This is a genomic window from uncultured Cellulomonas sp. (assembly GCF_963527515.1).
Classification (GTDB): Bacteria; Actinomycetota; Actinomycetes; order Actinomycetales; family Cellulomonadaceae; genus Cellulomonas.
The window spans coordinates 1-26944 of sequence record NZ_CAURTV010000002.1 but is presented as its reverse complement, the minus strand read 5'-3'; the positions used below and the strand labels follow the sequence as shown (position 1 = coordinate 26944).

The following is a 26944-nucleotide window of genomic DNA, read 5'->3' as shown; positions in this document are numbered from 1 at the left end:
CTCGTGGATCTCCGTCTCACGGACAAGGTCGCGGTCGTCACGGGTGCCAGCAAGGGCATCGGGCTGGCCGTCACGCGTGCGCTCGTCGCCGAGGGGGCGAAGGTCGTCGCGGGGGCGAGGTCGATCACCGACGAGCTGGTCGCGCTCTCCGACACGGGGCAGGTCCTCGCCGTGGCCGTCGACCTCTCGGAGGCCGGCGCGCCCGCGGAGCTGGTGTCCCGGTCCTCGCACTTCGGCGGGCTGGACATCGTCGTCAACAACGTCGGGGCGGTCACGCCGCGGACCACCGGGTTCCTGGAGGTCAGCGACGACGACTGGCTCGCGACGCTCAACCTCACCCTCATGGCCGCCGTGCGGACGACACGTGCGGCGATCCCCCTGCTCCTCGAGCGCGGCCGGGGGACGGTGGTGACGATCTGCTCCGTCAACGCGTACCTGCCCGACCCCGGCGTCGTCGACTACTCCGCCACCAAGGCGGCGGTCTGGAACCTGTCCAAGTCCCTGTCCAAGGAGTACGGACCGCGCGGTCTGCGCTTCAACACCGTCAGCCCGGGTCCCGTGTCCACGCCGCTGTGGCTGGGCGAGACCGGTGTCGCCGCCACCGTGGCGGCGAGCCTGGGCGTGTCGTTCGACGAGGCCCGCCGACGCATCATCGAGGAGGCGGGCGGGTTCTCCACCGGTCGCTTCACCGAGCCCGAGGAGGTGGCCGACCTCGTCCTGGTGCTCGCCAGCGAGCGGGCGGGCAACGTCACCGGCGCCGACTTCCTCATCGACGGCGGGTTCACCAAGCAGCTCTGACCACCCACCACCCAGGAGTCGTCATGCGCACACCGGTCGTCTTCATCCACGGACTCTGGATCCACTCCTCTGCCTGGGCGCCCTGGCTGGAGCTGTTCGCCGAGCACGGGTACGACGTGAGCGCACCGGGCTGGCCAGGTGACGCGGAGACGGTCGAGGCGACCCGCGCAGCGGCCGCGGCGCTCGACGACGTGGGCATCGAGCAGATCTGCCACCACTACGCCGACCACATCGAGACGCTCGGTGCCAAGCCGATCGTCGTCGGACACTCGTTCGGCGGGCTCATCGCCCAGGAGCTCCTGGCCCACGACCTGGCGGTCGCCGCCGTCGCCATCGACCCGGCGCCGATCAAGGGCGTGAAGACCCTGCCGTTCTCCCAGCTCCGCTCCGGGTTCCCCGTGCTCGGCAACCCCGCGAACAAGAAGCGGACCGTCTCCCTGACGGCCAAGCAGTTCCGCTACAGCTTCGGCAACGCCCTCTCGCAGGAGGAGTCGGACGCGCTCTTCGAGCAGTGGACGATCCCCGGGCCGGGCCGGCCGCTGTTCGAGGACGCCACGGCCAACTTCTCCCGGTCCTCGCCGGCGAAGGTCGACACCCACCTGGCGGTCCGCGGGCCGCTGCTGCTCATCTCCGGCGACCAGGACCACACCGTGCCCAAGGCGGTCACCCTGGAGGTCGCCAAGCTCTACGAGGACAGTCCCGGCTCGGTCACCGACTACCAGGAGATCCCCGGTCGCGGTCACTCGCTGACCATCGACGCGGGCTGGCGGGTCGTCGCCGACGTCGCCCTCGGGTGGCTGGCCTCGCAGCGGCTGGACGCGCAGGCCACGACCGGCGGCTGACCCGGTCAGCTCGGCGGCGGCTCACCGGTGGCCCGCGCGAGGCGGAGCGCGGCCACCGCGAGCAGGGCGCCCAGCAGCGCGCCGAGAGTGTTGGAGAGCCAGTCGTCGGTCGAGCAGCTCCGGCCGAGCACCGTGACGAACGCCTGCACCGCCTCGACCACCAGCGACGCCGCGCTGGCGCCGAGCAGCGCCGCGACGGGCCGCCGGGTCAGCACGCCGGCCAGCAGGGCTACCGGTGCGAACAGGATCACGTTGACCATGAGCTCGACCGCGCCGAGCGTCGGTAACGTCCACTCCATCGCGCAGCCGACCGCCAGGTCCCGACGAGCTGGGTGGTCAGCAGGGACCGGGCTTGTCCCACACGAGCGACCAGCGCCAGTACAGGTGCCGCCGGAACCGGGCCCCCGGCAGCTCCTCGCGCACCAGCGCGCGCATCCCCGCGTAGGTCCCCGGGGGCGGCCACACCTGCGGGGCGGAGTGCTCCCAGTACCCGCGACGCCGCACGGCGACCGCGTGCGCGACCACCGCGCCGAGCTCGCGGGGAGCATCGCGCAGGCCGTCGCTGCGGGCGAGGCCGACGACGACGAGGCGCCCGCCCGGTCGCACCAGCTCCGCGAAGCGGCGGAGCCCCGCGCGGGCGTCGAGGTGGTGCAACGTGGCGACGGAGGCCACGACGTCGAACGGTCCCATCGGGTGGGTCAGCGCGTCCCCGCACACGTACTCGATGCCCGTCCCGCCCGTCGCGCGGGCCAGCGCGATGCTCGGCTCGTGCAGGTCGATGCCGGTCACCTGCGGGACGCGGCCGCGCAGGTCGCGCGCCAGCACGCCCTCGCCGCAGCCGACGTCCAGCGCGGTCGTGGCGTCGGCCGGCACGGCGTCCAGGATCAGGCGGTGGTAGTGCAGGTTGTGGTTCCAGCGCGGAGTCATCGCGCGGAGTGGCCGAACGCGTCCATCACGGACGCGTCGCCCTCGAAGGGCCGCAACGTGTCCGGTGCCGGGAACTCGAGCACGTGCCGCGTCACGTCGACGTCCACCGCGCCGAAGTCGTCGGTCTGCACCACCACGCGATCCGGGGTCACCTCGACGATGCGGACGCGCGCCCGGGTGCCGTCCGGCAGGTCGAGCTCCCACAGGTCGGACAGCCAGCCGAGCCCACGCTCCTCGAGCGCCTCCTCCGCCTCCAGCCACTCGACCGGACCGGTCAGGTCACGCCCGAGGACGTCGACGGCGGCGAACGCGTCACCGTCCGGCCGGATCCACCCGAGGCGCTCGCGGTCACCCGGGCGCACGTGCTCGATCCACTCCGCGCTCAGCATCGGGCGATCGTACCGCTCAGGGTCGAATCAGGGCCTGACCAGGGACATCACCGATGCGGCGCGCATGCGGACGGCGGGACCATGGTCACGGAACGGCTGTCCGGACGTGCACTGAGGTGAGGACCCATGACCAACGAACCGACCACTCCCATCGCGAGCGCCCGCGGGCTCGTGAAGACCTACGGCAAGGGCGACACGGCGGTGCACGCCCTCGCGGGGGTGGACGTCGACTTTGGTCGTGGAGAGATGACCGCGATCATGGGGCCGTCCGGTTCCGGGAAGTCGACGCTCATGCACTGCATGGCCGGCCTCGACCGCTCCGACGCCGGGACGGTCGTCGTCGACGGGCTCGAGGTCAGCGGCATGAACGAGCGCAAGCTGACCAGGCTGCGCCGCGACCGCCTCGGGTTCATCTTCCAGGCGTTCAACCTGGTGCCCACGCTCACGGCGCTGGAGAACATCACGCTGCCGCTGGACATCGCCCGCCGGCCCGTCGACAAGGCGCACCTCGACGCGGTCGTGCAGGCCGTCGGTCTGGCCGACCGGCTCAGCCACAAGCCGTCGGAGCTGTCGGGCGGGCAGCAGCAGCGGGTCGCCTGCGCGCGCGCCCTCGTGTCCCGGCCCGCGGTCGTCTTCGCCGACGAGCCCACCGGCAACCTCGACTCCACCTCGTCCGCGGAGGTGCTCGGGTTCCTGCGCCGGTCCGTGGACGAGCTCGGACAGTCCGTGGTCATGGTGACGCACGACCCGACCGCCGCGTCCTACGCCCACCGCGTCCTGTTCCTGGCCGACGGACGGGTGGTCGGCGAGCTCGCCGACCCGACGCCCGAGTCGGTCCTCGCAGCGCTCGCGGCGCTGCGCCCGGGCGCTTCCGTCCTGCGCGCGCAGACCGTGGGTGTGTGATGGGACGCGTCGCGCTGCGCGGCATCCGCGCGCACCTGGTGAGGTTCCTGCTGTCCGTGCTGGCCGTCGCGCTGGGGGTCGCCTTCGTCGCCGGCACGTTCGCCCTGCGCACCATGCTCTCCGGCACGTTCGACGGGATCGTCGACGCCGCCGCACCCGGCGACGTCTACGTGCGCGTGCTGCAGGCCGAGGGGTCGTCCGTCGTCACGGGCACCGCCAACGCGACGGGCGAGAGCGTGCCGCGGGACCTGGTCGACCAGATCGCGGCCGTCGAGGGGGTCGCCCACGCGGTGCCCGGCGTCTCGGGGCCGATCGTGCTGGTCGGCGCGGACGGGACCGCCGTGCAGAGCACCCAGGCACCGTCCTTCGCGCTGATGTACGTGCCGGACGACCCGTCGCTCGACGTGGTCGAGGGGCGCGGACCGCAGCGGCCCGGCGAGGTCGCGCTGGAGACGGCGACGCTGGACTCGTCCGGCCTCGCGGTCGGCGACACCACCGATGCCGTGCTCGGCGGCGAGGTCACCCAGGTGGAGGTCGTCGGCCGTGTCGACCTCGGCGGCCCGATGGCGGGCGCGACCATCGTGCTCGTCGACCCGCAGACCGGTCAGGACGTGCTGGCACCCGAGGGTGGGGTCAACGACATCGCGGTGTACGCGGCGGACGGCACGTCCGTCGCGACGGTCGTCGACCGGATCTCCGCGCTCGCCCCCGACGGCCTGGAGGTGGTCACGGGTGACGCGCTGCGCGCCGAGAACAAGACCGAGATCGCCAGCCAGCTCGGCTTCGTCACCACGTTCCTCCTCGTCTTCGCGGCGATCGCCCTGTTCGTCGGGGCGTTCATCATCTCCAACACGTTCGCCATGTCGGTGCGGCAGCGGATGCGTGAGCTCGCCCTCCTGCGGGCCGTCGGGGCGTCGCCGGTGCAGGTGTTCTCCTCGGTGCTCGTGCAGGCCGCGGTCGTGGGCCTGCTCGGGTCCGCGCTCGGCATCGCGGGTGGGCTCGGGCTCGTCTCGGCCCTGCGGGTCGGGCTCGGCTCGGTCGGGATGGACCTCGTGGGGACCATCCCGCTCGACGTGACGACCGTCGTCGTGTCGCTCCTCGTCGGCACCCTCGTCAGCGTCCTCGCGGCCGCGCTGCCTGCACGGCGGGCGGCCGTCGTGCCCCCCGTGGAGGCTATGCGCGACGACGTGGCGACCCCCGAGCGGACCCTGCGCTGGCGCGCGCTCGGCGGGCTCCTCGTCACGGGGGCCGGGGTGGCCTCGCTGGTGGTCGCCCTGCTGCGGCCGGAGGCTGAGTCCGCGGAGGTCTGGCTCGGCACCGGCGCGGCCGCGGTGCTGGTGGGGGTGCTCATGCTCTCGCCGGTGGTGGCGCGGTCGGCCGTCGGGGTCCTCGCCTGGCCGTTCGTGCGGCTGCTGCGGCCCGTCGGGCGGCTGGCCCGCGGCAACGTGGTGCGCAACCCGCGCCGGACCGCCAACACGGCCGGCGCCCTCATGATCGGCATGGCGCTGGTGGGCGCGGTGTCGGTGATCGCCGTGACCGCGCAGCAGTCCGTCGCGGGCGTGGTCGAGGCGCAGACGAACGCCGACGTGGTGGTGCGGTCCGCGACGATGGTGATCCCCGCCGGTGCGGTCGACGACGTCGTCGCGATGCCGGAGGCCGGCCGTGCGGACCCGATCGCGTTCGCCCCGCTGGGCGTCGCGGTCGGTGACGCGGCACCCGAGGTGCAGTACGTGATCGGCCTGGACTCCGGGACGCTGGGCGGCTCGGTCGAGGTCGACGTGGTCGACGGCTCGCTCGACGGGCTCGGTGCCGGGGAGGTCGCCGTCCTGGAGTCGGCCGCGGACGAGCACGGCTGGGCGGTCGGCGACACGCTGAGCGTGAGCGGCACCGGCGGACCGCAGGACCTGACCGTCACGGCGGTCTTCACGACGAACATCCTCGGCTCGCCGCTCGTCGTCGACCGGGCGGTGCTGGACGACCTGCTGCCGCGTGAGCAGCAGATGGTCGACACGATCCTGGTGTCGGCGGCGGACGGCGTGAGCACGGCGCAGCTGCAGGATGCTGTCGCCCAGACCGTCGCCCCGTACGTCGTGGTCTCGGTCCTCACGCGTGAGGAGTTCGTGTCGAGCATCGCCGACCAGGTGAACCAGGTGCTGGTCATCCTCTACGCGCTGCTCGGGCTGTCGGTCGTCATCGCCGTGCTGGGCATCGTCAACACGCTCGCCCTGTCCGTGATCGAGCGGACGCGGGAGATCGGGCTGCTGCGGGCCGTCGGCCTCGGGCGCCTGCAGCTGGCGGGCACGGTGACCATCGAGTCGGTGCTCACGGCGGTGTTCGGCACGGTGCTGGGCCTGGTGGTGGGTGTGGCGCTCGCGTCGACCCTCCCGACGCTGTTCGCCGACGAGGGCCTGTCGACGCTGGTCATCCCGTGGGGGAGCCTCGCCGGGATGCTCGTCCTCGCCGTGGTGGTCGGGGTGCTCGCCGCTGTGTGGCCGGCGTCGCGGGCCGCCCGCATGAAGGTGCTCGACGCGGTCGCCTACGAGTGAGTGGTCGCCGGGGGTCGAGATCCTGCCGCGTTCCGGCGGGATCCCGACAACCGGCGCCCACCGCGCCCTCGCGCCGCGCGCTCGCCCCTACGCTCCGGAACCCGACCAGCCGACGTAGGAGCGAGGTCCGCACATGAGCGATCCGACCGTGGTGTTCGTCGCCGGGATCGGCAACTCCGACCCCGACCACTGGCAGCGTCGCTGGCACGACCGGCTGACCGGCAGCGTGTGGGTGGAGCACCGCTCGTGGGACCACCCCGTGCGGAACGAGTGGGTCAGTGATCTCGAGGCGACGATCCACGGGATCGACGGCCCCGCGCTCCTGGTGGCGCACAGCCTGGGCTGCACGCTCGTCCTGCAGTGGGCCGCCGAGCACGTCGGCGACGGCGTGGTCGGTGCGCTCCTCGTCGCGCCCCCGGACGTGCACGGACCGGCCTTCCCCGGGCGCGCGGTCGGGTTCGACCGGTGGGTGCCCGCGCGGCTGCCGTTCCGCACGGTCGTCGTCGTGGCGGACGACGACCCCTACGGCACGCCGGAGCACGCCGCGGGGATCGCTGCTGCGGTCGGCGGCGACCTGGTGCAGGTCGGGAGCAAGGGGCACATCAACGCGGCCTCTCGCCTCGGCGACTGGTCGGAGGGCTGGGCGGTGCTCGACGAGCTCAGGTCGGCAGCACGGCCGCGATCGCGCTCACCTCGATGAGCGCGCCGGGCACCCCCAGTCCGGCGACGCGCGCGGCGGTGACCAGCGGCGGCTTGCCGGCGCCGGCGAGCCGCGGGGCGATGGCACCGTAGGCGGCCGCGAGGTCGGCCTCCTCGGCGATGAGCACCGTCCACTGCACGACGTCGGCGAGCGAGGCACCCGCGGCCTCGAGCGCGGTGCTCACGTTGTCGATGGTGCGGACCGACTGCTCGGCGACGTCGGCCGAGACGACCGCGCCGGTGTCGTCGACGCCGTTCTGGCCGCCGACGTAGATGGTCGTCGCGCCCGCGGGCACGACGGCGACATGGCTGAATGCCGGGCTCACCACGAGACCGGCCGGTTGCAGGCGTGTGATCTCCATGCGACCACCGTCCCACCGCCCACCGACACGTCGCCATGAGGAGTGCGGCGCGCGTCAGGCCGGGCGCACCCCGAGGACCTGGCCGTCGCCGTCCGTGCCGTAGCGACCGCGGCTCAGGTCGAGGACCGTCAGGACGTTGCCGAACGGGTCGGCCACGCGCGCCACCCGTCCGACGGGGATGTCGGATGCGGGATCGACGACGGATCCCCCGGCGGCGACGACCTCCGCCACCGCCTCGTCCACGGAGCCGACGAGGAGGTCGACCTCGGGCTCCGGCCGCTCGACCTGCAGCACCAGCTCCGCGTCGTCGTCGGGGAGCCGCACCGCGGCGGCGGTGTCCGACCGCCAGAGCAGCTCGTGCCCGAGGCGGTCGCAGTAGAACGCCAGGCCGGCGTCGAGGTCCGGCACGGGGAGCCGCACGCAGTCGACGGCTCGCAGGGCGGTCACGGGCGCACGACCTCGTAGCAGAGGTGCGCCGCGTGGGGCGTGATCACGGTGGCGGCCTCGTCGAGCCGCAGGGACAGCCGCGTCCCATCGAACAGCGGCGTGCCCGCTCCGAGCAGGAGCGGCGCGACGTGCAGGTGGACGCGGTCGACGACCCCCTCGCGCAGCGCCGCACCGCCCAGCTCGCCGCCGCCCATGATCACCACGTCCTTGTCCCCGGCCACGGCGGTGGCCTGCGCGATCGCGTCGCGCAGGCCGGTGGTGACGATGACCATCCGGTCGGTGAGCCGCACCCGCTCGGGCTGGTGGTGGGTGACGACGAAGCACGGGGGCGGCTCGTCGCCCTGGTCCGCGCCGTAGTGGCGCTCCTCGTTCCAGCCGCCCGGGGCGTCGACGACGTCGAACGTGTGCCGGCCCATCACTACGGCGCCCGTGGCCGCCGTCGCCCTGGCCAGCACGCGGACGTCGTCGTCGGTCCGGTCGCCGATCGCCCACTCGTGCAGGGGCAGGCCGTCGTCGCCGAGCCCGTAGTCCGGCCCGGCGTTCGGGGCGGTGACAAAGCCGTCGAGCGAGATCGTGATGTCGAGGACCACAGTCATGACACCCCACGATGCCACCGGCCGCCGGTATCTGCCCGGCCTCCGCGCGGTCCTTCCCGATGACCCCCGGGAGGCCCAGCCATGCTCGACGACCACGCCCGTCTGATCCTCGACCGTCCGGCCGACGCGCGCCTGGCCGCTGCGCTGCTGGCCGACGGCCACCCCGTGGCCCACGGGTTCGGCGGCATCTACGCCCTCACCGCCCGGGGGGACCGGGTCAGGCGGCTCAACGCGCTGAAGGGCCGGCCGCTGGACCAGACCGGCAGCGTGACGGCGCCGACCGGCCGCGTCCTGGACGCGTTCGACCTGGCCGCCCTGCCGGTCGGCGTCTCCCGCACCCTGGTGCAGGACGTGGTCGACGCGTTCTGCGCACTGGGCCCGTTCGGGTTCCGTGGACCGGCCGCGGGGCACGTCCCCGCCGGGCTGACCGCCCAGGACCGGGGCACGACGACCACCCAGGTGATCGTGCCCGGGGACGCGTGCCCGTCGCAGGTGTTCCTCGCTGCAGCGGCCAGGGCGATGGGCGACGAGCCGCTCGCGATCTCGTCGGCCAACCGGTCCCGGCACGTCACGGGCGGTCACGACGCGCCGGTGCACTGGCGCGTCGACGGGCTGCGTGCGGAGCTGGGCACCGCCCTGGTGGTCCTGGAGCACGCCGACGAGGCCGCCGCCCGTGCCCGTGTCTGGCGGCACCTCCCGGTGTCGACCACCGTGCTCGGGCTGCACCGCGTCGAGCGCGCGCACGGCCGGGTGCAGCTGGTGCTCGAACGGCACGGGTCGCTGCACGCCGACGACGTCGCCCGCGTCCTGCACCGCCTCGGGCTCGGTCTTGTCGTCGGGGACCGGGCGGTGGACCGTCTGGCTCCGCGGGTCTATCTGGAACCCGTGGCCTGAGCAGGCGTCACCGGTAGACGCGCAGGTAGTCGAACTGCGCGGTCGCGCCGACGCCGCCGTGCGAGAGCAGACCCACCTGCAGGTCCGAGCCCGCCGGGAACGTCCACACGCCGCCGGCGACCCAGGTGCGTCCGTCGGTGCTGGTGAACGCCTGCACCTCGTGCTCACCGGACACGTCCGTCCGGTGCGCCAGCCGCAGCCAGGTGGTCTCGGCGGGTGGCCCGACGATGGTCCCCCCGTACGCCAGCCGGCCGGCGTACGGCTGCTCGGTGCCGAGCTCGGTCTGGCGGGTGTTCCAGATGGCGACGTGCGACAGCCGGGCCCAGCGGTCGTCGTCGACGTAGGCGATCAGCCCGCCCTGCTGGTAGTTGCGGACGGTGTCGGTGCCGAGGTCGATGGTCAGCCGCGTCTCGGCGACCCAGTCGGTCTCCGGCACGTCCCGCAGCAGCAGGCCGGCATCGTTGCCCGTGCCGACCAGGTCGCCCGCCTCGGTGGGCCAGCGCAGCACGCCGTCCGCCACCGTCACCTGCGGGTCACGCACCGGGGTCCAGCCCGGACCGAGCGCGGAGCCCTCGATCTCGTCGCTGAGCGCGGGGTCGAGCGCGCCGGGCTCCGGGAGCGGCACGGCCTCGTCGACCAGCTTCGCGGCCGGCAGGGCGCTGAGGTTGTCGACCCGGACGCCCGGTCCGGTGGCCGTGGCCCCGGCGCGTCCGGCTGCGGCGATTCGGCGGGGGACGTCGAGGGCCACCACCGCGAGCGGGTCCCCGAGCCGCGCGTGCGTGAGCTCCGCGGTCGCCGTGCCGTCGCGCACGGTCAGGGCGAGCGCGAGCCAGTCGGCGAGGTCCAGGTCCGCGGGCAAGGGCGCGGACGCACGGGCCGCGGACCGTCCACCGAGCTCCAGCACCAGCTCGCGGGCCACCGGGTCCACCGTCGCCCGCAACCCGCCGCGCCGGTGCTGGCCGACGGTGAGGCCGCCCGCGGAGGTGCCGGTCGCGTCGAACCGGAGGTCGGCCTCGACCCGCACGTCACGACCCGGCACCCGTCGGGTCAGGGACGCCTCGCCGCGCGACACCAGGTGCCGCCCGACGTCCGCCTCGTCGTCGGTCGCCCAGCGGCCCGCCGTGGTCCAGCCGCGCGGGACGCCCGGCTCGAAGTCTGTCGCGCCTGTCACCGGACCGCGCTCGCGGTCCTCCGACGCCCACGCTCCGGCCCGCGCGGTCGGCCATCCGTCCACCCAGTCCAGCCGGTCGAGCAGCATCGGCCGCTCGTTGATCCCGTCGGTGCCGTCCAGATACGGGTCCGACCGGTCGATCGCGTGGTAGACGATCCAGTCCTGACCGGCGAGGTCGGTCACCACCGCGTTGTGCCCCGTGCCGACCCACCGGTTGCCGTTCGGTGCGAGCACCGGGGTGCCGCCCGCGCGCGACTGGTTCAGCGGGACACCCTCGCGGTCCAGGTACGGACCGGTCAGGTCCCGCGAGCGCCCGACGTGCACGCTGTAGCCGGTGGTCGGTCCGGCGCAGCAGTTGGCCGACGACGCGAACAGGTACCACCAGCCGTCGCGCTGGACCACGTACGCGCCCTCGTACTTGTTGTCGATGGCCACCTGCACGGGCTCGCCGACCGCGGTCGAGCCGTCGTCGGACAGCTCCGTGACCCAGATACCGCCGTAGTAGGACCCGTAGAACAGGTGCTCGGTGCCGTCCGGGCCGACCACGTGGGACGGGTCGAACGTCCACAGGAAGCCGCCCCCGGCCCCTGGCCGCGGACCGACCACCGGGGTGCCGGACGGCGTCCACGGTCCCGTCGGCGTCGGGGCGGTCGCGACGCCGATCGCGTTGTCGCTCGGCTCGGGGGTGAGGGTGGTCTCCGTGACGACGACGTACATCCGGTACTGGCCGTCGACGTACCGGACGTCGGGCGCCCACAGGGCCGCGCCGCGGTCGCGGTCCGCCCAGGCCGGACGCGTGTCCTCGGTGAACGCGTCGCCGACGTACTCCCAGGTCACCAGGTCGGCCGACCGGGACATCGGGATCAGGTGGCGCGTCCCCTCGCCCTCCCGCAGCGGGTCCGTGGTGCCGTACGCGTACCACCAGCCGTCCTTGCCGCGGATGACCGCGGGGTCGGCGTAGGTGTCCGCGAAGCCCGCGCTCACCGGGTTGGTGTACGGCGTCGAACCCCCGCCGCCGCGCTCGGGTGGGCCTGCGACGGCGGCCGTGGCACCGAGCACGAGGCCGAGGGTGAGCGAGACAGCGAGGGGACCGGTGATCCAGCGCATCGGGGCCTGCCCTTCGTCGTCGACCGGCGGGTCTTCCGTTGTACGCCGGTCGCCCGGATGGGGCCACTCGGCGCCTTGACCCGCAACCGTGCACGGGTGAACGGTTGCCCACGGGGCAGGGGCCGACGCGAGCGAGGAGTGACATGGCCAGCAGGTCGTCCGGTGCCGGAGGCGGGGCCGTCTACGGGCTCGGGTTCTTCGGGGCAGCGGTCTTCTACTTCCAGCAGGCGGACACGTTCTGGATGTTCGTGCTGGCCATCCCGAAGGCGATCATCTGGCCCGGCATCGTGGTCTTCGAGCTGCTGACGAGCTTCTACGGCTGAGCCGCCCGGTAGCGTGCCGGGATGCGTCTGCGACAGCTCGCCTGGCGGGCCACCTACGAGCTGCTGGGCGCGCGCGTCCGACGCCCGGAGTGGGCGTTCATGAACTACGGCTACGCCCCGGTGGACCCGGCGGGCGCCCCGCTCGTCCTGGACGCCGCGGACGAGGTGGACCGGTACTGCGTCCAGCTGTACGCGCACGTGCTCGACGGCGTGGAGGTGGCCGGCGCCGACGTGCTGGAGGTGGGGTCCGGCCGTGGCGGTGGGGCGTCGTGGGTGAGCCGGTCGCTCGGGCCGCGGTCGACGACGGGCGTCGACTTCGCCGCGTCCGCCGTGTCGTTGTCCCGCCGAGACCGCACGGGCCCCGGCCTGCGGTTCGTGCAGGGCGACGCGCAGGCGCTCCCGTTCGCTGACGAGTCGTTCGACGTCGTCGTCAACGTGGAGTCCTCGCACTGCTACGCGGACATGGAGGCGTTCGTCGCGCAGGTGCACCGGGTCCTGCGCCCCGGCGGCGCGTTCGTCTGGGCCGACCTGCGTACTGCGGCCGACGTGGGCACCACCCGCGCGCAGCTGACGTCGAGCGGTCTGGTGGCGGTCGAGCACCGTGACATCACCGCGGAGGTGCTGCACGCGCTGCGGCTGGACGACGCCCGCAAGACCGAGCTGGTCCGGGAGTGGATCCCCCGCCCGTTCCAGCGGGCGCTGCGGCCGTTCGCCGGGCTCGAGGGGACGCGCAACCCCGAGGGGTTCGCCGCCGGGACGCTGCGGTACCTGAGTGCGCGCCTGGAGCGCCCGGCCTGATCCTCTGTGGGAGGTCCGTCCTAGCCTGACCGGTATGAGCGACCTCTCCGACCTGCGCGGCTCGCGGTTCCAGGACGCCGACATGCAGGGCTCACGGTTCACGATGGTGGACCTGACCGGCTCCACGTTCCGCGCCGTCGGGTTCCACGGCGTCGTCATGCGCGGCGTCGAGATCACCCACAGCACCATCGACGGGGACGTCGTCGACGTCGTCATCAACGGGATCGACGTCGCCCCGCTGATCGAGGCGGAGCTGGAGCGCCGCCACCCCGAGAAGCCGCTGTTCCGACCGACCACCGCCGACGGGTTCCGACAGGCCTGGGACGTGAACGAGCAGCTGTGGGCCGCCACCGTGGCGCGCGCCCGCCGGCTGCCGCCGGACCTCCTGCACGAGTCGGTCGCCGAGGAGTGGTCGTTCATCCAGACCCTGCGCCACCTGGCGTTCGCGTCGGAGTCGTGGGTGGCCCGGGGGATCCTGGGCGTCCCGAGCCCGTGGCACCCCCTGTCGCTGCCGTGGGACGAGATGCGACCGCGCCCGGGGGTGCCGCACGACCGGGACGCTCGACCGACCCTGGACGAGGCGCTGGCCCTGCGCCTGGAGGCGATGGCCGTGGTGCGCCGGGTGGTCGACGACCTGACGGACGAGCAGCTGGACCGGACGACCGAGCCGCTGGTCGGTCCGGGGTGGCCCGACGAGGACGCGACCTTCCCGGTCCGCGAGCCGCTCCTGGTGGTGCTCAACGAGGAGTGGTGGCACCGCAGGTATGCGGAGCGGGACCTGACGGTCCTGGAGGCACGAGCCGGCGGCTGACGGGGGAGGCCCTCGTCGGTTCGCAGGACACGGCCCACAACGTTCCGGCGCAGATGTCCGTCCTTGGGGGTGGAAGGTGGTGCCCACCACCGCCGAGAGGACCACATGGACGAGCGACGGCAGCGCAGCGACGAGGTCATGGCCGTCATGGCCCGCGACCGCGGCGCAGCGCTCGGGGCGTACGCGTACCTGCTCACCGGCAACCTGCGGGACGCCGAGGACCTGGTGCAGGACGCGCTGGTCAAGACGTTCGTCCGGGGCCGGCACGTGGAGATCGGCTCGGCAGAGGGGTACGTGCGGACGGCGATCCTCTCGACGTGGATCGACACCTACCGCCGACGCCGGCAGTGGGAGCGGGTGCGGCACCTGGTCGTCCGCGGCGAGCGCCAGGACGGCCCCGCGGACGCGGTCGGTGCCCGCAGCGACGTGCAGGCGGCACTGCGGCAGCTGTCACCGCAGCAGCGCGCCTGCGTGGTCCTGCGCTACTACGACGACCTCACCGTCCCGGAGATCGCCGACCGCCTCGGCCTGGCGGTCGGCACCGTGAAGCGCTACCTCAGCGTGGCCGTCGGGCGCCTGGAGAACCTCCTGGGTCCGCTCGACGCACCGGACGCCGACGCGTCGGCCACCATCCTGATGACCCACGGAGATGCGAGATGAGCATGGACTTCGGACGCGCGCTGGACGACATCGCGGCGCAGGCACAGGGCGCGCTGCGGCCCGTGGAGGTCGGGGGCGTGCAGGCCCGCATCCAGCGGCGGCGCACCCAGGGCGTCGTCGTCCGCTCCGTCGGTGGCGTGGCGGTGGTGGGTGCCGTCGTGGCGTCGCTGACCCTGCCGGGCGGCCGTCCGGTCACCGTGCCCGCGGAGGTTCCCTTCGCCACGGCCACCGTGGCCCCGAGCCCCAGCCCGACCGTCGAGCCGCTGGGCGCGGTGGCCGGGTGGGCGGCGGGCGGGGCCCCGTGCGGTGCGGCCTTCGCCCTCGACCTGGTGGACGACCCCGTGATCGAGGTGCAGGGGGGCGTCACCGTCGGCACCCTCGACCGCGCGACCGCGGCCTACGCGCCCGATCGCGCGGGGAGCACGATGCGCCTGGACGTCTGGACGACGGCGGACGTGCCTGGCGAGCCCGCGGGTGACGGGCTGGCCCGGCTGACGACCATGCTCGTCGACGAGGACGGGACCGTCGTCTTCTGGTCCGACCCGTCACGGCAGATCCCGCCCGCGGGGGCCACCGACATGAGCGGCAGGACGTCGGTCTACGGTCTGTTCGACGCCGTCGACTGCCGCACCGGACGTCCGCTGGCCGGTACGTACCGGGTGTACGCGCACGACGAGGGCGGCCCGGAGACCGTCGAGCTCGCGCCCGTCACCTTCGGCGGGGACGGCACGCGCCCGGCGGTGGACTTCCTCGACCGGCTGCCGGTGTGCGGCCAGCCGGTGCCGGCCGTCGACCCCGACTTCACCGTCACGGTCGACCCTGCCGCGCTGGAGGGCGCCCGGGACGGCGGCCTGCACGCGCCCGTCACGCTCACGGCGACCGGCTCCGACCGGCTCCAGGGACGGGTGCCGCAGTCGCTGCACGCGGTGCTCGTCGACGAGCAGGGCCTCGTCGTGACCCAGGCGGAGGACGCGCTGCTCGGCCGGTTCGACTCGGGTGCCACGTTCGACGTCGGCGGCGGCGAGTCGTTCGGGGCCGAGGTGTTCCAGTGGTTCGTGCAGTGCAGCCGGACCAGCGAGACGGGGTGGGCGGAGCCGGGGACGTACGACGTGTACGTGTACGACGTGCTCCTCGCCGACGACGGCTCCGGCACCCCGTCGCCTCGCACCGCTGTGGGAGGTCCGTTCCCGATCACCCTGCGGTAGCCGGTCGTGTCGGTGGCAGGTCCTAGCGTCGTGCGCATGAACCCGACCCACCACACCCTGGACTACGTCGAGATCGCGGCACCGGACCTGCCGACGGCGATCGACTTCTACTCCCGCGCGTTCGGCTGGGAGTTCAACACCTACGGCCCCGGCTACGCCGGCATCCGCTCCGCCTCCGGTGACGGTGAGGTGGGTGGGCTCGACGCAGAGGGCGTGCCCGGCACCGGCGGACCCTTCGTGCAGCTGTTCTCCGAGGACCTGGACGCCACCGTGAAGTCCGTGATCGCCGCCGGAGGGACCGTCGTCAACGGCCCCTACGACTTCCCGGGCGGCCGCCGCTTCCACTTCCACGACCCGGCGGGCAACGAGCTGGGCGTGTGGGCGGCCGCCCCGGAGTAGTCAGCCGACGCTGCAGGTCGGCGTCATGCTGCCCGCGGTGCCCGTGGCCTGGAAGCCGAGCTCGGTCGACTGCGCGGCGCCGAGTGAGCCGTTGTAGGCGACGTTTGTCAGCTGGACGACGCCCGTGCTGGCGCTGCGGTCGGCGCTCCAGGAGTGGGTGATGGTGGCGCCGGGCGGCAGCGTCAGGCCGACGTTCCACCGGGTGATCGCCGACGAGCCGGCGGTGACCCGGATGGTGGTGACGAACCCGCCGGGCCACTGGTTGACCGATGCGGTCGCCGTGCAGCCGCCGACGGGCGGGTGGGTGGAGGTCGGTGTCGGGGTCGGGGTCGGGGTCGGGGTGGGCGTCGGGGTCGGCGTGTCGCTGGAGGTGGGCGTCGGTGTCGGCGTGGGTCCGTCACCCAGGACCGGCGTCTGCCAGTCGGCCCAGTCCGCCAGGCGGCCCTGCGCCCGGCTCGAGATCCGGAGGGTGCCGGCGGAGCTGCCGGTGCCGAGCAGGAACTTCTGGATGTGCTGCTGCAGCGGCGTGCGCCACTCGGCCCGGTTGGCGCAGTGCGTCCCGTCCGTGACGTCGGACCAGTACGTGAGGTTCCCGCCGGCACCGAGCGCCTTGTAGACCTCTGCGCCGCCCAGCGCCGCGACGCTGGCGGAGCGGGGGCCCAGGTTGGCGATGTGCGGGTTGTCCATGATGAACAGCCCGCGCGGCGCCACCAGCCCCACGACCTGGTGGGTGTCCACCGGCAGCCGGTTCGGGCTCCCGGTGAACGTGCCGAAGCCATCGCCCAGCCACGGCTGCTCGCCGTACGCGCTGCTCAGGCTCTGGGCGCCCTCGCCCGGGATGCCGCGGAAGATCGGCACCCCGGCGCTGCCCGACTCGATCGGCATGGTCAGGGCGATGCGCTGGTCGAAGGCGCCGACCACGAACGCCCCCTTGCCGAAGCGCGAGCACCCGGTGACCCCGGTGGCGTCGGCCCGCAGGATGCTGCCGTCCGACTGCTCGATGACGTCGATGATCCGACTGACACCCCAGGCCCAGGACATCAGGAGTCCGGTGCTGCTGGTGGCGCCGTAGAGGGTGTAGAACGCCCCCTGCTTGTTGTTCCGGGCGGTGCCCTCCCGGCCGACCGCGTACGGGTCGTAGCTGATCGTGGCGGCCCCGGCCGCCCGGATCGCGGCGGTGTCCGCCCCGAACCCGCCGAGCACGACGATGACGGGGAAGGGTCCGGTGCCGCTGGGCAGCTGGACGCTCGCGGAGAAGGTGGAGCTCCTGCCCTGGTGGGACGTGTTCACGGTGATGCTCGTGCGGGAGACCGTGCCGGTGACGCCGGCCGGCTTGCCGGGCTTCTCGCCGTAGACGAACTTCTCCGCCAGGCGCCTGGTCTCTTCGCGCTGGCAGCGCCAGTCGGCCTTCGTCGTGATGCGGGTCCCGTTGAGCTTCCTGAACGGGTCGGGCAGCGTGGCATTGGTGGGCAGGGCGCCCGCGTCGGGCAGGCTCGCGACGGGACAGTCCGCGCCCTCGTTCTCGACCGCGGCCTGGAACGCCGCCGCGGCGGGCGTGCTGGTTCTCGGGATGTCGGTGACGACGGCGGTGGCCGCGCGCGCGGCCACCGCCAGGGCGACGACGATGGGGCGGAACGTCGAGCGAGGCACCGGATCATCCCTCCGTGGGGCAGGCAGCTGACCCGCCCACCGTCCGGCGCAGGGAGAGGCGCGTCGATGCGCCTAACCTTTTCGGCTCGCTCAGGGGTGCACTTTCGATAGCCGGGTGGCGACCGTGACCAGGTGGGAGCTGAGACCGAGCAGGCTCGGTTCCGCCTCGATCACCCGCGCGGACTCCAGCACGACCTCCCGGCGGTCCGCGTCGTCGAGGGCCGAGGCCAACGGCTTGACCCAGTGCGCCAGCCCTTCGACCCCCACCGTCTCCCGGACCTCCAGCCCTGCCTCCGACGCCTCCGCGGGCAGCTCCTCCGGTCGGTGGAAGTAGGCGGTAGTGAACCAGCGGGGGTCGCCGGTGGGGTTCTCGTGCACGCCGGTGGCGATGTCCTGTGTCACGATCGCGCGGAACGCGGGGTCGAACAGGTAGGCCTGCGCGAGCCCGTCGAACAAGGACGCGAACCGCGAGATCGCCATCGCGACCACCACCCCGCCGGGGACGACGACGCGGGCCGCCTCCCGCCACGCGGCCAGCCGGTCCGCGCGGTCGGTCAGGTGGTAGAGCGGGCCGAGGAGCAGGACGGCGTCCGCCGACGCGTCGGGCCGGTCGAGCGCGCGGGCGTCGCCGACGGACGCGGAGAACCGGTCGTGCCACCCGAGGTTCTCCGTGGCCCGCGCGACGTGCCCGGGTAGCAGGTCGACCAGGTGCACGGTGTGCCCGTCGTCCAGCAGCCACTCGGCATGCACCCCCGTGGCCCCGCCGACGTCGACCACGCGCGACGCCGGGTGCAGGTGCCGCCGCACGATCTCCTGGACGCGTGCGAGCTCGAGCCGTCCGAGGCCCTGGCGCAGGCGCTGGTCCTCGTCGAACGCGGTCTCGTAGTGGTGGTGGATCGGCGTCTGCTCCATCGCGACAACCTAGGGGCGCGGACCTGCGTCAGGCGAAGACATTGCCGATCGCAACGACCAGCAGGAGGGCCACCATCGCGACCGGCGCGAGCGCCGCCAGGACGACGGTGCTGCGGGTCCGCCACCGCGGGGCCCAGCCGCGCCTGGCCTGCAGGATCCCGACCGGCAGTGCGAGCACGGACGGGACCAGGGCGTACATGAGATAGACGACGGCGCCGAGCACGCCGAAGGACTGCGGGTCCCTGACACCTTCGACGTAGGACGCGATCGCGAGGCCGAGGCCGACCGCCCCCGCGACCGCGAGCACGAGCGCGGTCCAGCCGAGCACGGTCGCCCACGGGACTCGTCGCGTCACTGCCTGCTCGGTCATGCCGGGACGGTACCGCCCCAGCGCCGGTGCACGACGACGGCCGTGAGCACCAGGAGCGCCAGGACGACCAACCCCTCCGGCCGGGCCGCGTGCACGAGGGGGTTGTCGATGACCACCACGTCGGCGGCCAGCAGGGGGAACGCGACCGCGTTCGCGATGCCGTGCCCGAGCACCGCGGGCCACACGCTGCCGGTGCGGTCGCGCGCCACGCCCCAGATCACGGCCATCGCGAGGACCGCCACGGAGAACAGCGGGAGCTGCGCGGCCAGCGGGAGGTCGGTGTACTCGTCGCCGAGCGCGACGATGTACGGCACGTGCCAGACCGCCCACAGGGCGCCGACCGCGAGGTGCCGCCGCAGGGCCGGGACGCCCAGCGCGGCGAGCCGCGGTTCGAGGTAGCCGCGCCAGCCGAGCTCCTCGAAGGCGGCGAAGGCGAGGCGGGCCACGAACCCGGTCGCGAACAGTACGGCGAAGCGCGGCCCGGCGCCGGGTGCCAGGTGCACGTCACCAGTGAGCGCTCCGAGCGCGAGCGGGACGGTGAACAGGACCGGGAAGAGCAGCAGCGCGAGGAGGTACCAGCCGCGCTCGCGGCCGAGGCGCAGGCCGGCGTCGGCCCAGCCCTCCCGGCCGATCGTGCGCAGGCCGACCGCGAGGAGCGTCGGGCTCAGGACGAAGAGCAGGGCGCCGGCGCTGGTGCTCGGGTCGTCGGACGAGGCCATGACCAGACCCCCGAGCGCGGCCAGGATCAGCACACCGGCGGCGTAGACGAGGACGGCCTTCCGGGTGGCAGGACGGCGGGTGCGGACAGCGGTGGTGGTCATGGCACGGCTCCTTCGGGCGTGGGGCATCGCCCGGCCGCCGGGGTGGCGGTCGGTGGCGGGCGGGACGGGTCAGTCGGTGAGCTCGGCGAGCAGGTCCTGGGTCCAGTCGAGCTCGGCGCGCGCGTGCGCCAGACCGTTGGCCAGGGTGGCGAGGCGCAGCCGCATCTCCAGGGTCAGCGTGATCCCGGCCGCCGCGACGGCCTGCTCGCTGGCGTCCCGGGTCTGCTCGAGGACGGCGGCCAGCTCGCGCGCCTCGTCGGCACGCTCCCGCAGGACCGACCGCACGCGGTCGACCCCGAGCCTGCCGACGAAGAACAGCCGCACCAGGAAGACCTCGCGCGACGGCACGTACTCGACTGGGGAGGCGAGCCAGTCGTCGAGCTCCGTCAGCCCGGCGTCGGTGATGGCGTGCTCGCGGCGGTCCGGCCTGCCCTCCTGCGGGATCGTCGTCACGGACACCAGGCCCTCCGACGCCAGGTGGCCCAGCGTGCGGTAGATCTGCGCCTGGTCGGCCGGCCAGAAGTGGGCCACCGACTCCTCCATGTGCTTGCGCAGGTCGTAGCCGCTCATCGGGGCGATCGACAGGAACCCGAGGACGGCATGCTTGAGCGACATGCCGTGACCATAGAGGACGCGTCGTCTATATGACAAGTCCTGTATCGCCGCAACGGCGTACTGTCGCGTCGTGCGCAGCGAGTACTCCGGCGACGGCCTCAGCGAGAGCGACCTCGCGTCGACGCCCCTCGCGCAGGTCCGTCGGTGGGTGGAGGACGCGCAGGCGCGGCAGGCCGAGCGCGGGGACGTGGCGGAGCCGACGGCGCTGGCGGTCGCGACGGTCGACGCCGACGGCCGGCCCAACGTCCGCACGGTCCTCATGCGGTTCCTGGACGAGCGCGGTCCCGGGTTCGTCACCGACCTCGGCTCGACGAAGAGCCGCGAGATCGGTGCGACCGGCGGCCTGGCTGCTGCGCTCACCTGGCCGGCGATGTTCCGGGCGGTCCGGTTCCGCGGTCGGGCCGTCGCCGTCGGCCGCGAGGAGATCACCGCGTACTTCGTCGCCCGGCCGTGGGGTTCGCGGATCAGCGCGTGGGCGTCGGACCAGTCCGAGCCCGTCGCCGACCGGGCCGCGCTCGTGGCGGGGTTCATGCGGTACGCGGCCCTCTACCCGGACACCGGCTCGCCCGACGACGTCCCGGTCCCCGACGCCTGGGGCGGCTGGCGGATCGAGTGCGACGAGGTGGAGCTGTGGGCGGGTCGGCGCAACCGCCTGCACGACCGGCTGGTGTTCACCCGGGTCGGCGACGGTGGCCTGGACACCGCCGACGCCTGGACGGTCAGCCGCCGGCAGCCCTGATCAGAGCGCCCGGACCATCTCGATCTCGGGTCCGATCGAGCCGGTGAACTCGACGCCGGACGGCACGAACCCGGCTCGTCGGTAGGAGGCCTGCGCCCGCGCGTTGTCCACGTGGACCCCGAGGGCGAGCTCGTCGAAACCCTGGTCGCGGGACCACCGCGCCGCCGCCTCGAGCAGCCGGTCGATCGCCCCGGCTCCGCGGTCCTCGGGACGCACGTACACGCCGACGACGACCGCGCGGCTCCGCTCGACGGGGCGGCCTTGGTAGTCGCGTGACCCCGCCCGCTCCACCAGCACCGTCGCCGAACCCACCCACGTGCGGCCCTCGACCGCGACCAGCTGCGCGACGTCGTCCCCGTCGGCCGAGGCCGCCGCGCGGCTGCGGTAGAACTCGTCGGGCTGGGCCGCGGCGTGCTCGTACGACTCCAGGAACGCGATCCCGGCGGCCTCGTCGCGGAGCGCGTCGAGGCGCAGGTCACGGGCGAGCTCCCACTCGTCGGCACGGATCCGACGGACCACGACCTGCAGGTCCACGTCGACCGACGACGAGCCGCCCGGCCGGTAGTCGCCGTAGCGGGCCCAGCTCGGGCGGACCCGGATCACCACGATGCCGTCGTCGGACAACGACGCGGCGAACTGCGGGAACGCGTCGAGGTACGCGGCCGCGCACCGCTCCAGCTCGACACCCTCGGGCAGGTCCGCGATCCCCTCGACCTGCAGAGTGGTCCCGTCCGCACCCCCGACGACCACAGCGACACGCGGGTCCCGGCGGAGGTTGGCCACCGTGCGCGACGACACGCGCGCGTCGAGGACGAGCTCGCCGCGGTCCGTCGCGCCGATCGCCAGGTACGCAGCCTGGGGCTGTCCGTCCGGGCCCAGCGAGCTGAGGACCCCGTCGGCATGCGAGCGGACGTGGTCGACGAGGCCGGCGCGATCCATCGCCGCATCGTAGGAGAGGCGATGTCGATCTGCGCCTTCCCCCGTTCGACTGGTCGATGAGAGGGTCCGAACGAGACCCCCGGACCGGAGGAGACACCGTGAAGTACATGCTGATCATGCGCGCGGACGAGCAGGCCTACGCCGCGTTCCAGGACGTCGACTTCGACGAGATCATGGAGGCGATGGGTCGGTTCAACGACGAGATGATCCAGGCGGGCGTCCTGCTGGCCGCCGAGGGCCTGGACGACGCGGCCGACGGCGTCGTCATCGACTTCTCCTCGGACCCGCCGGTCGTCAGCGACGGCCCCTACGGCGAGACCAAAGAGCTGTTCGGTGGCTTCTGGATCCTGGATGTCGCGTCCAAGGAGGAGGCCGTCGAGTGGGCCAAGCGCGCGCCGATGACCGGCCCCGGCCAGAAGACCGAGATCCGCCGGGTGTCCAGCATCGACGAGTTCCCGCAGGACAACCCGTGGATCCAGAAGGAGCGGGCGTGGCGCGAGAAGACGGGCCAGCTCTGACCCGTGGGAGCGGTAGCCGCGGGGAGACGAGTGCGGGCGTGGCGCGAGAAGACGGGCCAGCTCTGACCCGTCCCGGCCGCACGCTTCCCGGCAGCACGCGCGACGCGGTCGAGGCGGTGTGGCGGATCGAGTCCGCGCGCATCGTCTCGACCCTCGCCCGCTACACCGGCGACTTCGCGCTCGCGGAGGACCTGGCGCAGGAGGCGCTCGCGGCGGCTCTGGTGTCGTGGCCGCGCGACGGCGTGCCGAGCAGCCCCGCCGCGTGGCTCCTCACCGTGGGGCGTCGTCGCGCGGTCGACGCGTACCGACGTCGCGCCGCGCTCGACGACCGGTACGCCGTCCTCGCGCGGGACCTCGACGAGGGGACCGGCGACGACGTGCTGTGGGACCCGGACCGGCTCGACGACGACGTCCTCGCCCTGATGTTCGTCGCCTGCCACCCGGTCCTGTCGCGCGAGGCGCAGCTCTGCCTGACCCTGCGGGTGGTCGGCGGCCTGACCAGCGACGAGATCGCTCGCGCGCTCCTGGTGCCCACGGCCACGGTGCAGGCGCGGATCACGCGCGCCAAGAAGACGCTCGCGGCGGCCCAGGTGCCCTTCGAGGTGCCGCCGCCCGAGGAGCGCCGCCAGCGTCTGGGCGCGGTGCTCAACGTGCTCTACCTGGTGTTCACGGAGGGGTCGTCGGCCAGCTCCGGCGCGGACTGGATCCGCACGGACCTCGCCCACGAGGCGGTCCGGCAGGTGCGCGTCCTGGCGCAGCTGGTCCCCGACGAGGCCGAGGTGCACGGGCTGCTCGCGCTCCTGGAGCTCACCGCCGCACGCTTCCCCGCCCGGGTGCGCGACGACGGCGAGCCGGTCCTGCTCGAGGCGCAGGACCGTCGGCGCTGGGACCGTGCGGCGATCCGGCGCGGCCGGGCCGCCCTGGCAACGGCGGGTCGGGTGGGTCGGGGGCTCGGCGCGTACGGGGTGCAGGCCGCGATCGCCGAGTGTCACGCGGTCGCGCCGTCGGTCGAGGAGACGGACTGGGACCGGATCGTGCTGCTGTACGAGGCGCTCGGCCGGCTGGCGCCCTCGCCGGTGGTCGAGCTGAACCGGGCGGTCGCCGTCTCCATGGCCCAGGGCCCCGCGGCGGCACTGCGGATCGTCGACGGGCTGGTCGCCGCGGGCAGCCTCGCCGGCTCGCACCTGCTGCCGGCTGTGCGCGGCGAGCTGCTCACGCGGCTCGGCCGTCCCGACGACGCCCGCAAGGAGCTGGAGGAGGCAGCCCGGAGGTGCGGCAACGACCGCGAGCGTGAACTGCTGGAGCGCAAGGTCGCCGCGCTGGAATGACGTGGACGGCCCGGCGGTCCGCTGCCATCGTCGGCGGGATGGACCCCTCCCTGCTCTGGGACGCCGAGACCGCCCGCCGCTACGACACTCCCGGCACCGGCATGTTCGCTCCCGAGGTGCTCGGGCCGACCGTGGACCGCCTTGTCGCGCTCGCGGACGGCGGCCGCGCGCTCGAGCTCGCGATCGGCACCGGCCGCGTGGCCGTCCCGCTGGCCCAGCGCGGTGTGCCCGTGGTCGGCATCGAGCTGTCCCCGCACATGGTCGAACAGCTGCGCACCAAGGCCGACGAGTCGACGATCCCGGTGGTCCTCGGCGACATGTCCAGGGTCACCGCGCCGGGCGAGTTCACGCTCGTCTACCTGGTGTTCAACACGATCGCCAACCTGCTCACCCAGGAGGAGCAGGTCGCCTGCTTCCGCAACGCCGCCCGGCACCTCGCTCCGGGCGGCTGCTTCGTCGTCGAGCTCTGGGTCCCCGAGCTGCGCAAGCTGCCCCCGGGCGTGGAGGCCACCGTCTGGCTGAACGAGCCTGGCTACATCGGCCTCGACACGTACGACGTCCTGCACCAGCGGGTGGTCTCGCACCATTTCCGTTTCGACGAGGGGCGCCAGGCCGAGCTGGGCCGCACGCCGCACAGGTACATCTGGCCGTCCGAGCTGGACCTCATGGCGCAGCTGGCCGGGTTCCACCTGGAGAGCCGGCACGCCGACTGGTCGGGCGCGGAGTTCACCGCCGACTCGCGCTCGCACGTGTCGGTGTACCGGCATGAGTGACCTCACCTACCCGGACCCGCTGGACGACGGCACGGTCCAGCTGCGCCCCTGGGACGACCGGGACGTGCACTGCGTGGAGCAGGCATCGGCATCCCCGGACATCCTCGGCGGCACGACCGTCCCAGCCGAGTACACGCTGGAGGAGGGGCTGGCCTTCATCAGCCGCCAGCACGAGCGGCTGACGAGCGGGCAGGGCGTGTCGCTGGCGATCACCAGCGCCCGCACGGACGAGGCCGCCGGTCTGGTGATCGTCCAGGTGCGGCCGCAACCGGGCGTCGCGGGGATCGGGTACTGGGTGGTGCCGGGCGAGCGGAGACAGGGCCTCGCGGCGCGGGCAGTCTCCCTGGCCACCGACTGGGCGCTCGGCCCGGCCGGGTTCGCGCGGGTCGAGGCCTGGGTCGACCCCGAGAACACCGCGTCCCAGCGCACCCTGGAGCGGTGCGGGTTCGAGCGCGAGGGCCTCCTGCGCAGCTTCCGCGAGGTCGGCACGCGTCGGACGGACGCCCTGGTCTACTCACGGATCGGGGCCGGGTGCTGACCGTCGTCGCCACCCGGAGCGCGACCCCGCACGTCCGAGCCCTCACCGCCGCCGACGAGGTCCAGGCCCGTGCTGCGCACGGCCGGCTGGCCGCCGACGGCGTCGAGTTCTGCCTCGGGCTCGACGGGACGGAGTCCTGGGCGGCGTGGCTCGACCGGACCGAACGACTCAGGATGGGCGGGTCCGTCCCTCCGTGGGTCCCCGAGACGTTCGTGGGTGCTTTCGTCGGCCCGACGCTCGTCGGTCGGCTGTCGGTCCGGCACCGGCTGAACGAGGAGCTCGCGCTGGTCGGCGGGCACATCGGGTACGTCGTCCTTCCCGAGCACCGCCGACGCGGCTACGCCGGGGTGATGATGCGCGAGGCGCTGCGCATCGCGCGGGAGGTCGGGCTCGACCGCGTCCTCGTGACCTGCTCCGACGACAACCACGCGTCGGTCCGCGTGATCGAGACCGCCGGCGGGGTGCTGGAGGACGTCGTCACGCACCCGGTGTCGGGGGAGCCGAAGCGCCGGTACTGGATAGCGCTCGACGCGCCCGTGCCCTAGCGGTCCACCCCCGGTCCGTCCCGTCCAGCGCGACGACAGCCGGCTCACTCCGATCCGCGCGGGGACCAGCCGTCCGCCCCGGAGAGGTACGTGCGGACCGTGAGCTCGGCGGCCGCCGCCCGGTCGAGCTGCGGGCGGTCGTCGGTCACCAGGGCGCCGGGTCCGCGGTTGTGGTGCTCGGCGAACCGCGCGTCCCGCCAGGACCAGCCGCCGGAGAAGTCGCTCCACGCGACGGGGCCGACGTGCGCGCCGATCCAGGAGTCGCGGACGAGGACCTGGCCGATCGCGTCCGGGTCGTTGCTCGGGTGCCACGGCCGGCCCAGGAACACGGTGCCGGCCGGGGCGTCGCTGGTGAAGCGCACCCGCGTGAACAGGAAGCCGTAGGGGTTGTCGATCATCGTGCTCGGCGCGGTCACGTAGCCGTTGTTCGTCGCCGAGCCGCGGGTCAGCGAGTGGACCTGGCCGCCGTCGAACACGGCGGTGGCGCGGCCGAAGATGAAGTCGACGTCGCCCTCGACGTAGCAGTCGCGCAGGTACGCGCGGGCGACGACGCCGGCCGCCGAGCTGTTCAGGTACAGCGTGTCCTGGTTGCCGAGGAACCGGACGCGGTCGAACACGAGCCGGTCGGCGCGGGTGAGCACGGCGACGGCCTGCCGGTTGGTGATCTCCGGGTGCGCGACCTCGTCGAAGAGGTTGGCGAAGGTCAGGTTCCGGGCGGTGAAGTCGGCGCCGTCGAGCGTCACGCTCGCGCTGCCGGACGTGCCGTAGGGGCCGGAGCCGTCGGGCTTGGGCGTGCCGTTCGCGTTGTCGTACGCGATGACGACGTCCTGGGCGTGCCGGCCGGTGCCGAGGAGCGTGAGGAACGGTTTGGTGGCGGGGACCTTGACCAGCTCGCGGTACTGCCCGGGCCGTACCGCGATGACCCAGGGTTCGGTGGCGCCTGTCGGGGCGGCATCGACGGCGGCCTGGATGCTGGTGAAGTCGGCACGGCCGTCCAGCGAGACGGTGGCGTCGGGCCGCTCGTGTGCCGACGCGCTCGCGGCGAGCGTGAGGGTCAGGGCCGTGACGGTGGCGAGGATCAGACCGGTACGTCGTCGTACGTGCATCTCTACCCCTGAGAAAGCGCTTGCCCGGCGGCGGGACGACGCTAGGGGAGCCGCGCGCAGCACGTCAAGACCCCGCTGGTGGGGGGGGGCGCCCGGGGGGGGGGGCCCCCCCCCCCCCCCCCCCACGCCGGTTAACGATAAAAGCCGGCCGCAGGATGGTGGGGGGGGGGGCCCCCCCCCGGGCCCCCCCCCCACCACCCCCGCCCACACCCC

General features: G+C 73.7%; 32 protein-coding genes. 18 read left to right on the top strand and 14 right to left on the bottom strand.

Annotation, left to right across the window (positions count from 1 at the left end):
* Nucleotides 1-3 precede the first annotated feature (3 nt).
* Both RYN42_RS00905 and RYN42_RS00900 read left to right on the top strand, forming a co-directional pair.
* Nucleotides 4-798 carry an SDR family oxidoreductase gene (locus RYN42_RS00905; RefSeq protein WP_315092930.1) on the top strand — a complete coding sequence of 265 codons (795 nt, stop codon included), beginning with the start codon at nucleotides 4-6 and terminating at the stop codon, nucleotides 796-798.
* 23 nt (nucleotides 799-821) lie between these two features.
* Nucleotides 822-1640: an alpha/beta hydrolase gene (locus tag RYN42_RS00900; RefSeq protein WP_315092929.1), complete on the top strand. Its 819-nt coding sequence runs from the start codon at nucleotides 822-824 to the stop codon at nucleotides 1638-1640.
* Between the two features lie 5 nt (nucleotides 1641-1645).
* Here RYN42_RS00900 and RYN42_RS00895 read toward each other — a convergent pair whose 3' ends face one another.
* The 3 genes from RYN42_RS00895 to RYN42_RS00885 are packed head-to-tail and all read right to left on the bottom strand — an operon-like array spanning nucleotide 1646 to nucleotide 2956.
* Nucleotides 1646-1939, bottom strand: a complete 294-nt coding sequence (locus RYN42_RS00895) for a VanZ family protein (protein WP_315092928.1) — start codon at nucleotides 1937-1939, stop codon at nucleotides 1646-1648.
* Nucleotides 1940-1976: 37 nt separating this feature from the next.
* The gene (locus RYN42_RS00890; RefSeq protein ID WP_315092926.1) at nucleotides 1977-2567 is read right to left on the bottom strand and encodes a class I SAM-dependent methyltransferase; all 591 of its coding nucleotides are present in this window, start codon (nucleotides 2565-2567) and stop codon (nucleotides 1977-1979) included.
* A complete protein-coding gene (locus tag RYN42_RS00885; RefSeq protein WP_315092924.1) occupies nucleotides 2564-2956 on the bottom strand; it encodes a hypothetical protein in 393 nt (130 codons plus the stop codon). The genes RYN42_RS00890 and RYN42_RS00885 overlap by 4 nt, the downstream gene beginning before the upstream one ends.
* Before the next feature lie 126 nt (nucleotides 2957-3082).
* Here RYN42_RS00885 and RYN42_RS00880 point away from each other — a divergent pair, with 126 nt between their 5' ends.
* The 3 genes from RYN42_RS00880 (at nucleotide 3083) to RYN42_RS00870 (ending at nucleotide 7105) form a co-directional block, all read left to right on the top strand.
* A complete protein-coding gene (locus tag RYN42_RS00880; protein ID WP_315092922.1) occupies nucleotides 3083-3859 on the top strand; it encodes an ABC transporter ATP-binding protein in 777 nt (258 codons plus the stop codon).
* On the top strand, nucleotides 3859-6405 hold the full coding sequence (locus tag RYN42_RS00875; protein WP_315092921.1) for an FtsX-like permease family protein: 2547 nt from the start codon (nucleotides 3859-3861) through the stop codon (nucleotides 6403-6405). The genes RYN42_RS00880 and RYN42_RS00875 overlap by 1 nt, the downstream gene beginning before the upstream one ends.
* A 133-nt stretch (nucleotides 6406-6538) precedes the next feature.
* The gene (locus RYN42_RS00870; protein WP_315092919.1) at nucleotides 6539-7105 is read left to right on the top strand and encodes an alpha/beta hydrolase; all 567 of its coding nucleotides are present in this window, start codon (nucleotides 6539-6541) and stop codon (nucleotides 7103-7105) included.
* Here RYN42_RS00870 and RYN42_RS00865 read toward each other — a convergent pair.
* Genes RYN42_RS00865 through RYN42_RS00855 form a run of 3 tightly spaced genes read right to left on the bottom strand, consistent with a single transcriptional unit; the run spans nucleotide 7065 to nucleotide 8509 of the window.
* The gene (locus tag RYN42_RS00865; protein ID WP_315092918.1) at nucleotides 7065-7466 is read right to left on the bottom strand and encodes a RidA family protein; all 402 of its coding nucleotides are present in this window, start codon (nucleotides 7464-7466) and stop codon (nucleotides 7065-7067) included. The two genes, RYN42_RS00870 and RYN42_RS00865, sit on opposite strands and share 41 nt — an antisense overlap.
* A 54-nt stretch (nucleotides 7467-7520) precedes the next feature.
* Nucleotides 7521-7913 carry a VOC family protein gene (locus tag RYN42_RS00860; protein WP_315092917.1) on the bottom strand — a complete coding sequence of 131 codons (393 nt, stop codon included), beginning with the start codon at nucleotides 7911-7913 and terminating at the stop codon, nucleotides 7521-7523.
* Nucleotides 7910-8509 carry a dihydrofolate reductase family protein gene (locus tag RYN42_RS00855; protein WP_315092916.1) on the bottom strand — a complete coding sequence of 200 codons (600 nt, stop codon included), beginning with the start codon at nucleotides 8507-8509 and terminating at the stop codon, nucleotides 7910-7912. Before RYN42_RS00855 ends, RYN42_RS00860 begins: the two co-directional genes overlap by 4 nt.
* Nucleotides 8510-8590: 81 nt before the next feature.
* On the opposite strand from RYN42_RS00855, the gene RYN42_RS00850 reads away from it, so the two are divergent.
* The gene (locus RYN42_RS00850; protein ID WP_315092914.1) at nucleotides 8591-9403 is read left to right on the top strand and encodes a hypothetical protein; all 813 of its coding nucleotides are present in this window, start codon (nucleotides 8591-8593) and stop codon (nucleotides 9401-9403) included.
* Nucleotides 9404-9410: 7 nt separating this feature from the next.
* On the opposite strand, the gene RYN42_RS00845 is transcribed toward RYN42_RS00850, so the two are convergent.
* Nucleotides 9411-11681 carry a family 43 glycosylhydrolase gene (locus RYN42_RS00845; protein WP_315092912.1) on the bottom strand — a complete coding sequence of 757 codons (2271 nt, stop codon included), beginning with the start codon at nucleotides 11679-11681 and terminating at the stop codon, nucleotides 9411-9413.
* 143 nt (nucleotides 11682-11824) lie between these two features.
* Here RYN42_RS00845 and RYN42_RS00840 point away from each other — a divergent pair, with 143 nt between their 5' ends.
* From RYN42_RS00840 to RYN42_RS00815, 6 genes are all read left to right on the top strand, one after another.
* Nucleotides 11825-12004: a hypothetical protein gene (locus RYN42_RS00840; protein ID WP_315092911.1), complete on the top strand. Its 180-nt coding sequence runs from the start codon at nucleotides 11825-11827 to the stop codon at nucleotides 12002-12004.
* A gap of 21 nt (nucleotides 12005-12025) precedes the next feature.
* On the top strand, nucleotides 12026-12802 hold the full coding sequence (locus RYN42_RS00835) for a class I SAM-dependent methyltransferase (protein WP_315092910.1): 777 nt from the start codon (nucleotides 12026-12028) through the stop codon (nucleotides 12800-12802).
* Between the two features lie 34 nt (nucleotides 12803-12836).
* A complete protein-coding gene (locus RYN42_RS00830; RefSeq protein ID WP_315092909.1) occupies nucleotides 12837-13613 on the top strand; it encodes a DinB family protein in 777 nt (258 codons plus the stop codon).
* A gap of 105 nt (nucleotides 13614-13718) precedes the next feature.
* Nucleotides 13719-14273, top strand: coding sequence for a sigma-70 family RNA polymerase sigma factor (locus tag RYN42_RS00825; RefSeq protein ID WP_315092908.1), 555 nt, complete (start codon nucleotides 13719-13721; stop codon nucleotides 14271-14273).
* A complete protein-coding gene (locus RYN42_RS00820; RefSeq protein ID WP_315092907.1) occupies nucleotides 14270-15478 on the top strand; it encodes a hypothetical protein in 1209 nt (402 codons plus the stop codon). The genes RYN42_RS00825 and RYN42_RS00820 overlap by 4 nt, the downstream gene beginning before the upstream one ends.
* Before the next feature lie 36 nt (nucleotides 15479-15514).
* Nucleotides 15515-15877, top strand: a complete 363-nt coding sequence (locus RYN42_RS00815) for a VOC family protein (protein ID WP_315092905.1) — start codon at nucleotides 15515-15517, stop codon at nucleotides 15875-15877.
* Here RYN42_RS00815 and RYN42_RS00810 read toward each other — a convergent pair whose 3' ends face one another.
* From RYN42_RS00810 to RYN42_RS00790, 5 genes are all read right to left on the bottom strand, one after another.
* Nucleotides 15878-17527 (bottom strand): cellulose binding domain-containing protein, encoded by a 1650-nt coding sequence (locus RYN42_RS00810; protein ID WP_315092903.1) that lies wholly within the window; start codon nucleotides 17525-17527, stop codon nucleotides 15878-15880.
* Between the two features lie 90 nt (nucleotides 17528-17617).
* Nucleotides 17618-18439, bottom strand: a complete 822-nt coding sequence (locus RYN42_RS00805; RefSeq protein WP_315092901.1) for a class I SAM-dependent methyltransferase — start codon at nucleotides 18437-18439, stop codon at nucleotides 17618-17620.
* Between the two features lie 28 nt (nucleotides 18440-18467).
* Nucleotides 18468-18809, bottom strand: coding sequence for a hypothetical protein (locus tag RYN42_RS00800; protein WP_315092899.1), 342 nt, complete (start codon nucleotides 18807-18809; stop codon nucleotides 18468-18470).
* Nucleotides 18806-19630, bottom strand: coding sequence for a CPBP family intramembrane glutamic endopeptidase (locus RYN42_RS00795; protein ID WP_315092898.1), 825 nt, complete (start codon nucleotides 19628-19630; stop codon nucleotides 18806-18808). The genes RYN42_RS00800 and RYN42_RS00795 overlap by 4 nt, the downstream gene beginning before the upstream one ends.
* Before the next feature lie 69 nt (nucleotides 19631-19699).
* Nucleotides 19700-20245, bottom strand: a complete 546-nt coding sequence (locus RYN42_RS00790; protein WP_315092896.1) for a PadR family transcriptional regulator — start codon at nucleotides 20243-20245, stop codon at nucleotides 19700-19702.
* A 70-nt stretch (nucleotides 20246-20315) separates the two neighbouring features.
* On the opposite strand from RYN42_RS00790, the gene RYN42_RS00785 reads away from it, so the two are divergent.
* The gene (locus RYN42_RS00785; RefSeq protein ID WP_315092895.1) at nucleotides 20316-20984 is read left to right on the top strand and encodes a pyridoxal 5'-phosphate synthase; all 669 of its coding nucleotides are present in this window, start codon (nucleotides 20316-20318) and stop codon (nucleotides 20982-20984) included.
* On the opposite strand, the gene RYN42_RS00780 is transcribed toward RYN42_RS00785, so the two are convergent.
* A complete protein-coding gene (locus RYN42_RS00780; RefSeq protein WP_315092893.1) occupies nucleotides 20985-21923 on the bottom strand; it encodes a GNAT family N-acetyltransferase in 939 nt (312 codons plus the stop codon). It abuts the gene before it with no gap.
* 107 nt (nucleotides 21924-22030) lie between these two features.
* Between RYN42_RS00780 and RYN42_RS00775 the strand changes: the two genes are divergently transcribed.
* The 5 genes from RYN42_RS00775 to RYN42_RS00755 all read left to right on the top strand — a co-directional run bounded on the left by RYN42_RS00775 (nucleotide 22031) and on the right by RYN42_RS00755 (nucleotide 25625).
* Nucleotides 22031-22441, top strand: a complete 411-nt coding sequence (locus RYN42_RS00775) for a YciI family protein (protein WP_315093105.1) — start codon at nucleotides 22031-22033, stop codon at nucleotides 22439-22441.
* Between the two features lie 62 nt (nucleotides 22442-22503).
* A complete protein-coding gene (locus RYN42_RS00770) occupies nucleotides 22504-23769 on the top strand; it encodes a sigma-70 family RNA polymerase sigma factor (protein WP_315093104.1) in 1266 nt (421 codons plus the stop codon).
* 38 nt (nucleotides 23770-23807) lie between these two features.
* Nucleotides 23808-24542, top strand: coding sequence for a class I SAM-dependent methyltransferase (locus RYN42_RS00765; RefSeq protein ID WP_315092892.1), 735 nt, complete (start codon nucleotides 23808-23810; stop codon nucleotides 24540-24542).
* Entirely contained in the window at nucleotides 24535-25080 is a 546-nt protein-coding gene (locus RYN42_RS00760; RefSeq protein ID WP_315092891.1) for a GNAT family protein, read from the top strand. Before RYN42_RS00765 ends, RYN42_RS00760 begins: the two co-directional genes overlap by 8 nt.
* A complete protein-coding gene (locus tag RYN42_RS00755) occupies nucleotides 25074-25625 on the top strand; it encodes a GNAT family N-acetyltransferase (RefSeq protein WP_315092890.1) in 552 nt (183 codons plus the stop codon). Before RYN42_RS00760 ends, RYN42_RS00755 begins: the two co-directional genes overlap by 7 nt.
* Nucleotides 25626-25669: 44 nt before the next feature.
* Here RYN42_RS00755 and RYN42_RS00750 read toward each other — a convergent pair whose 3' ends face one another.
* Complete coding sequence (locus tag RYN42_RS00750) at nucleotides 25670-26731, bottom strand: pectinesterase family protein (protein WP_315092888.1); 1062 nt, start codon at nucleotides 26729-26731, stop codon at nucleotides 25670-25672.
* Nucleotides 26732-26944 lie beyond the last annotated feature (213 nt).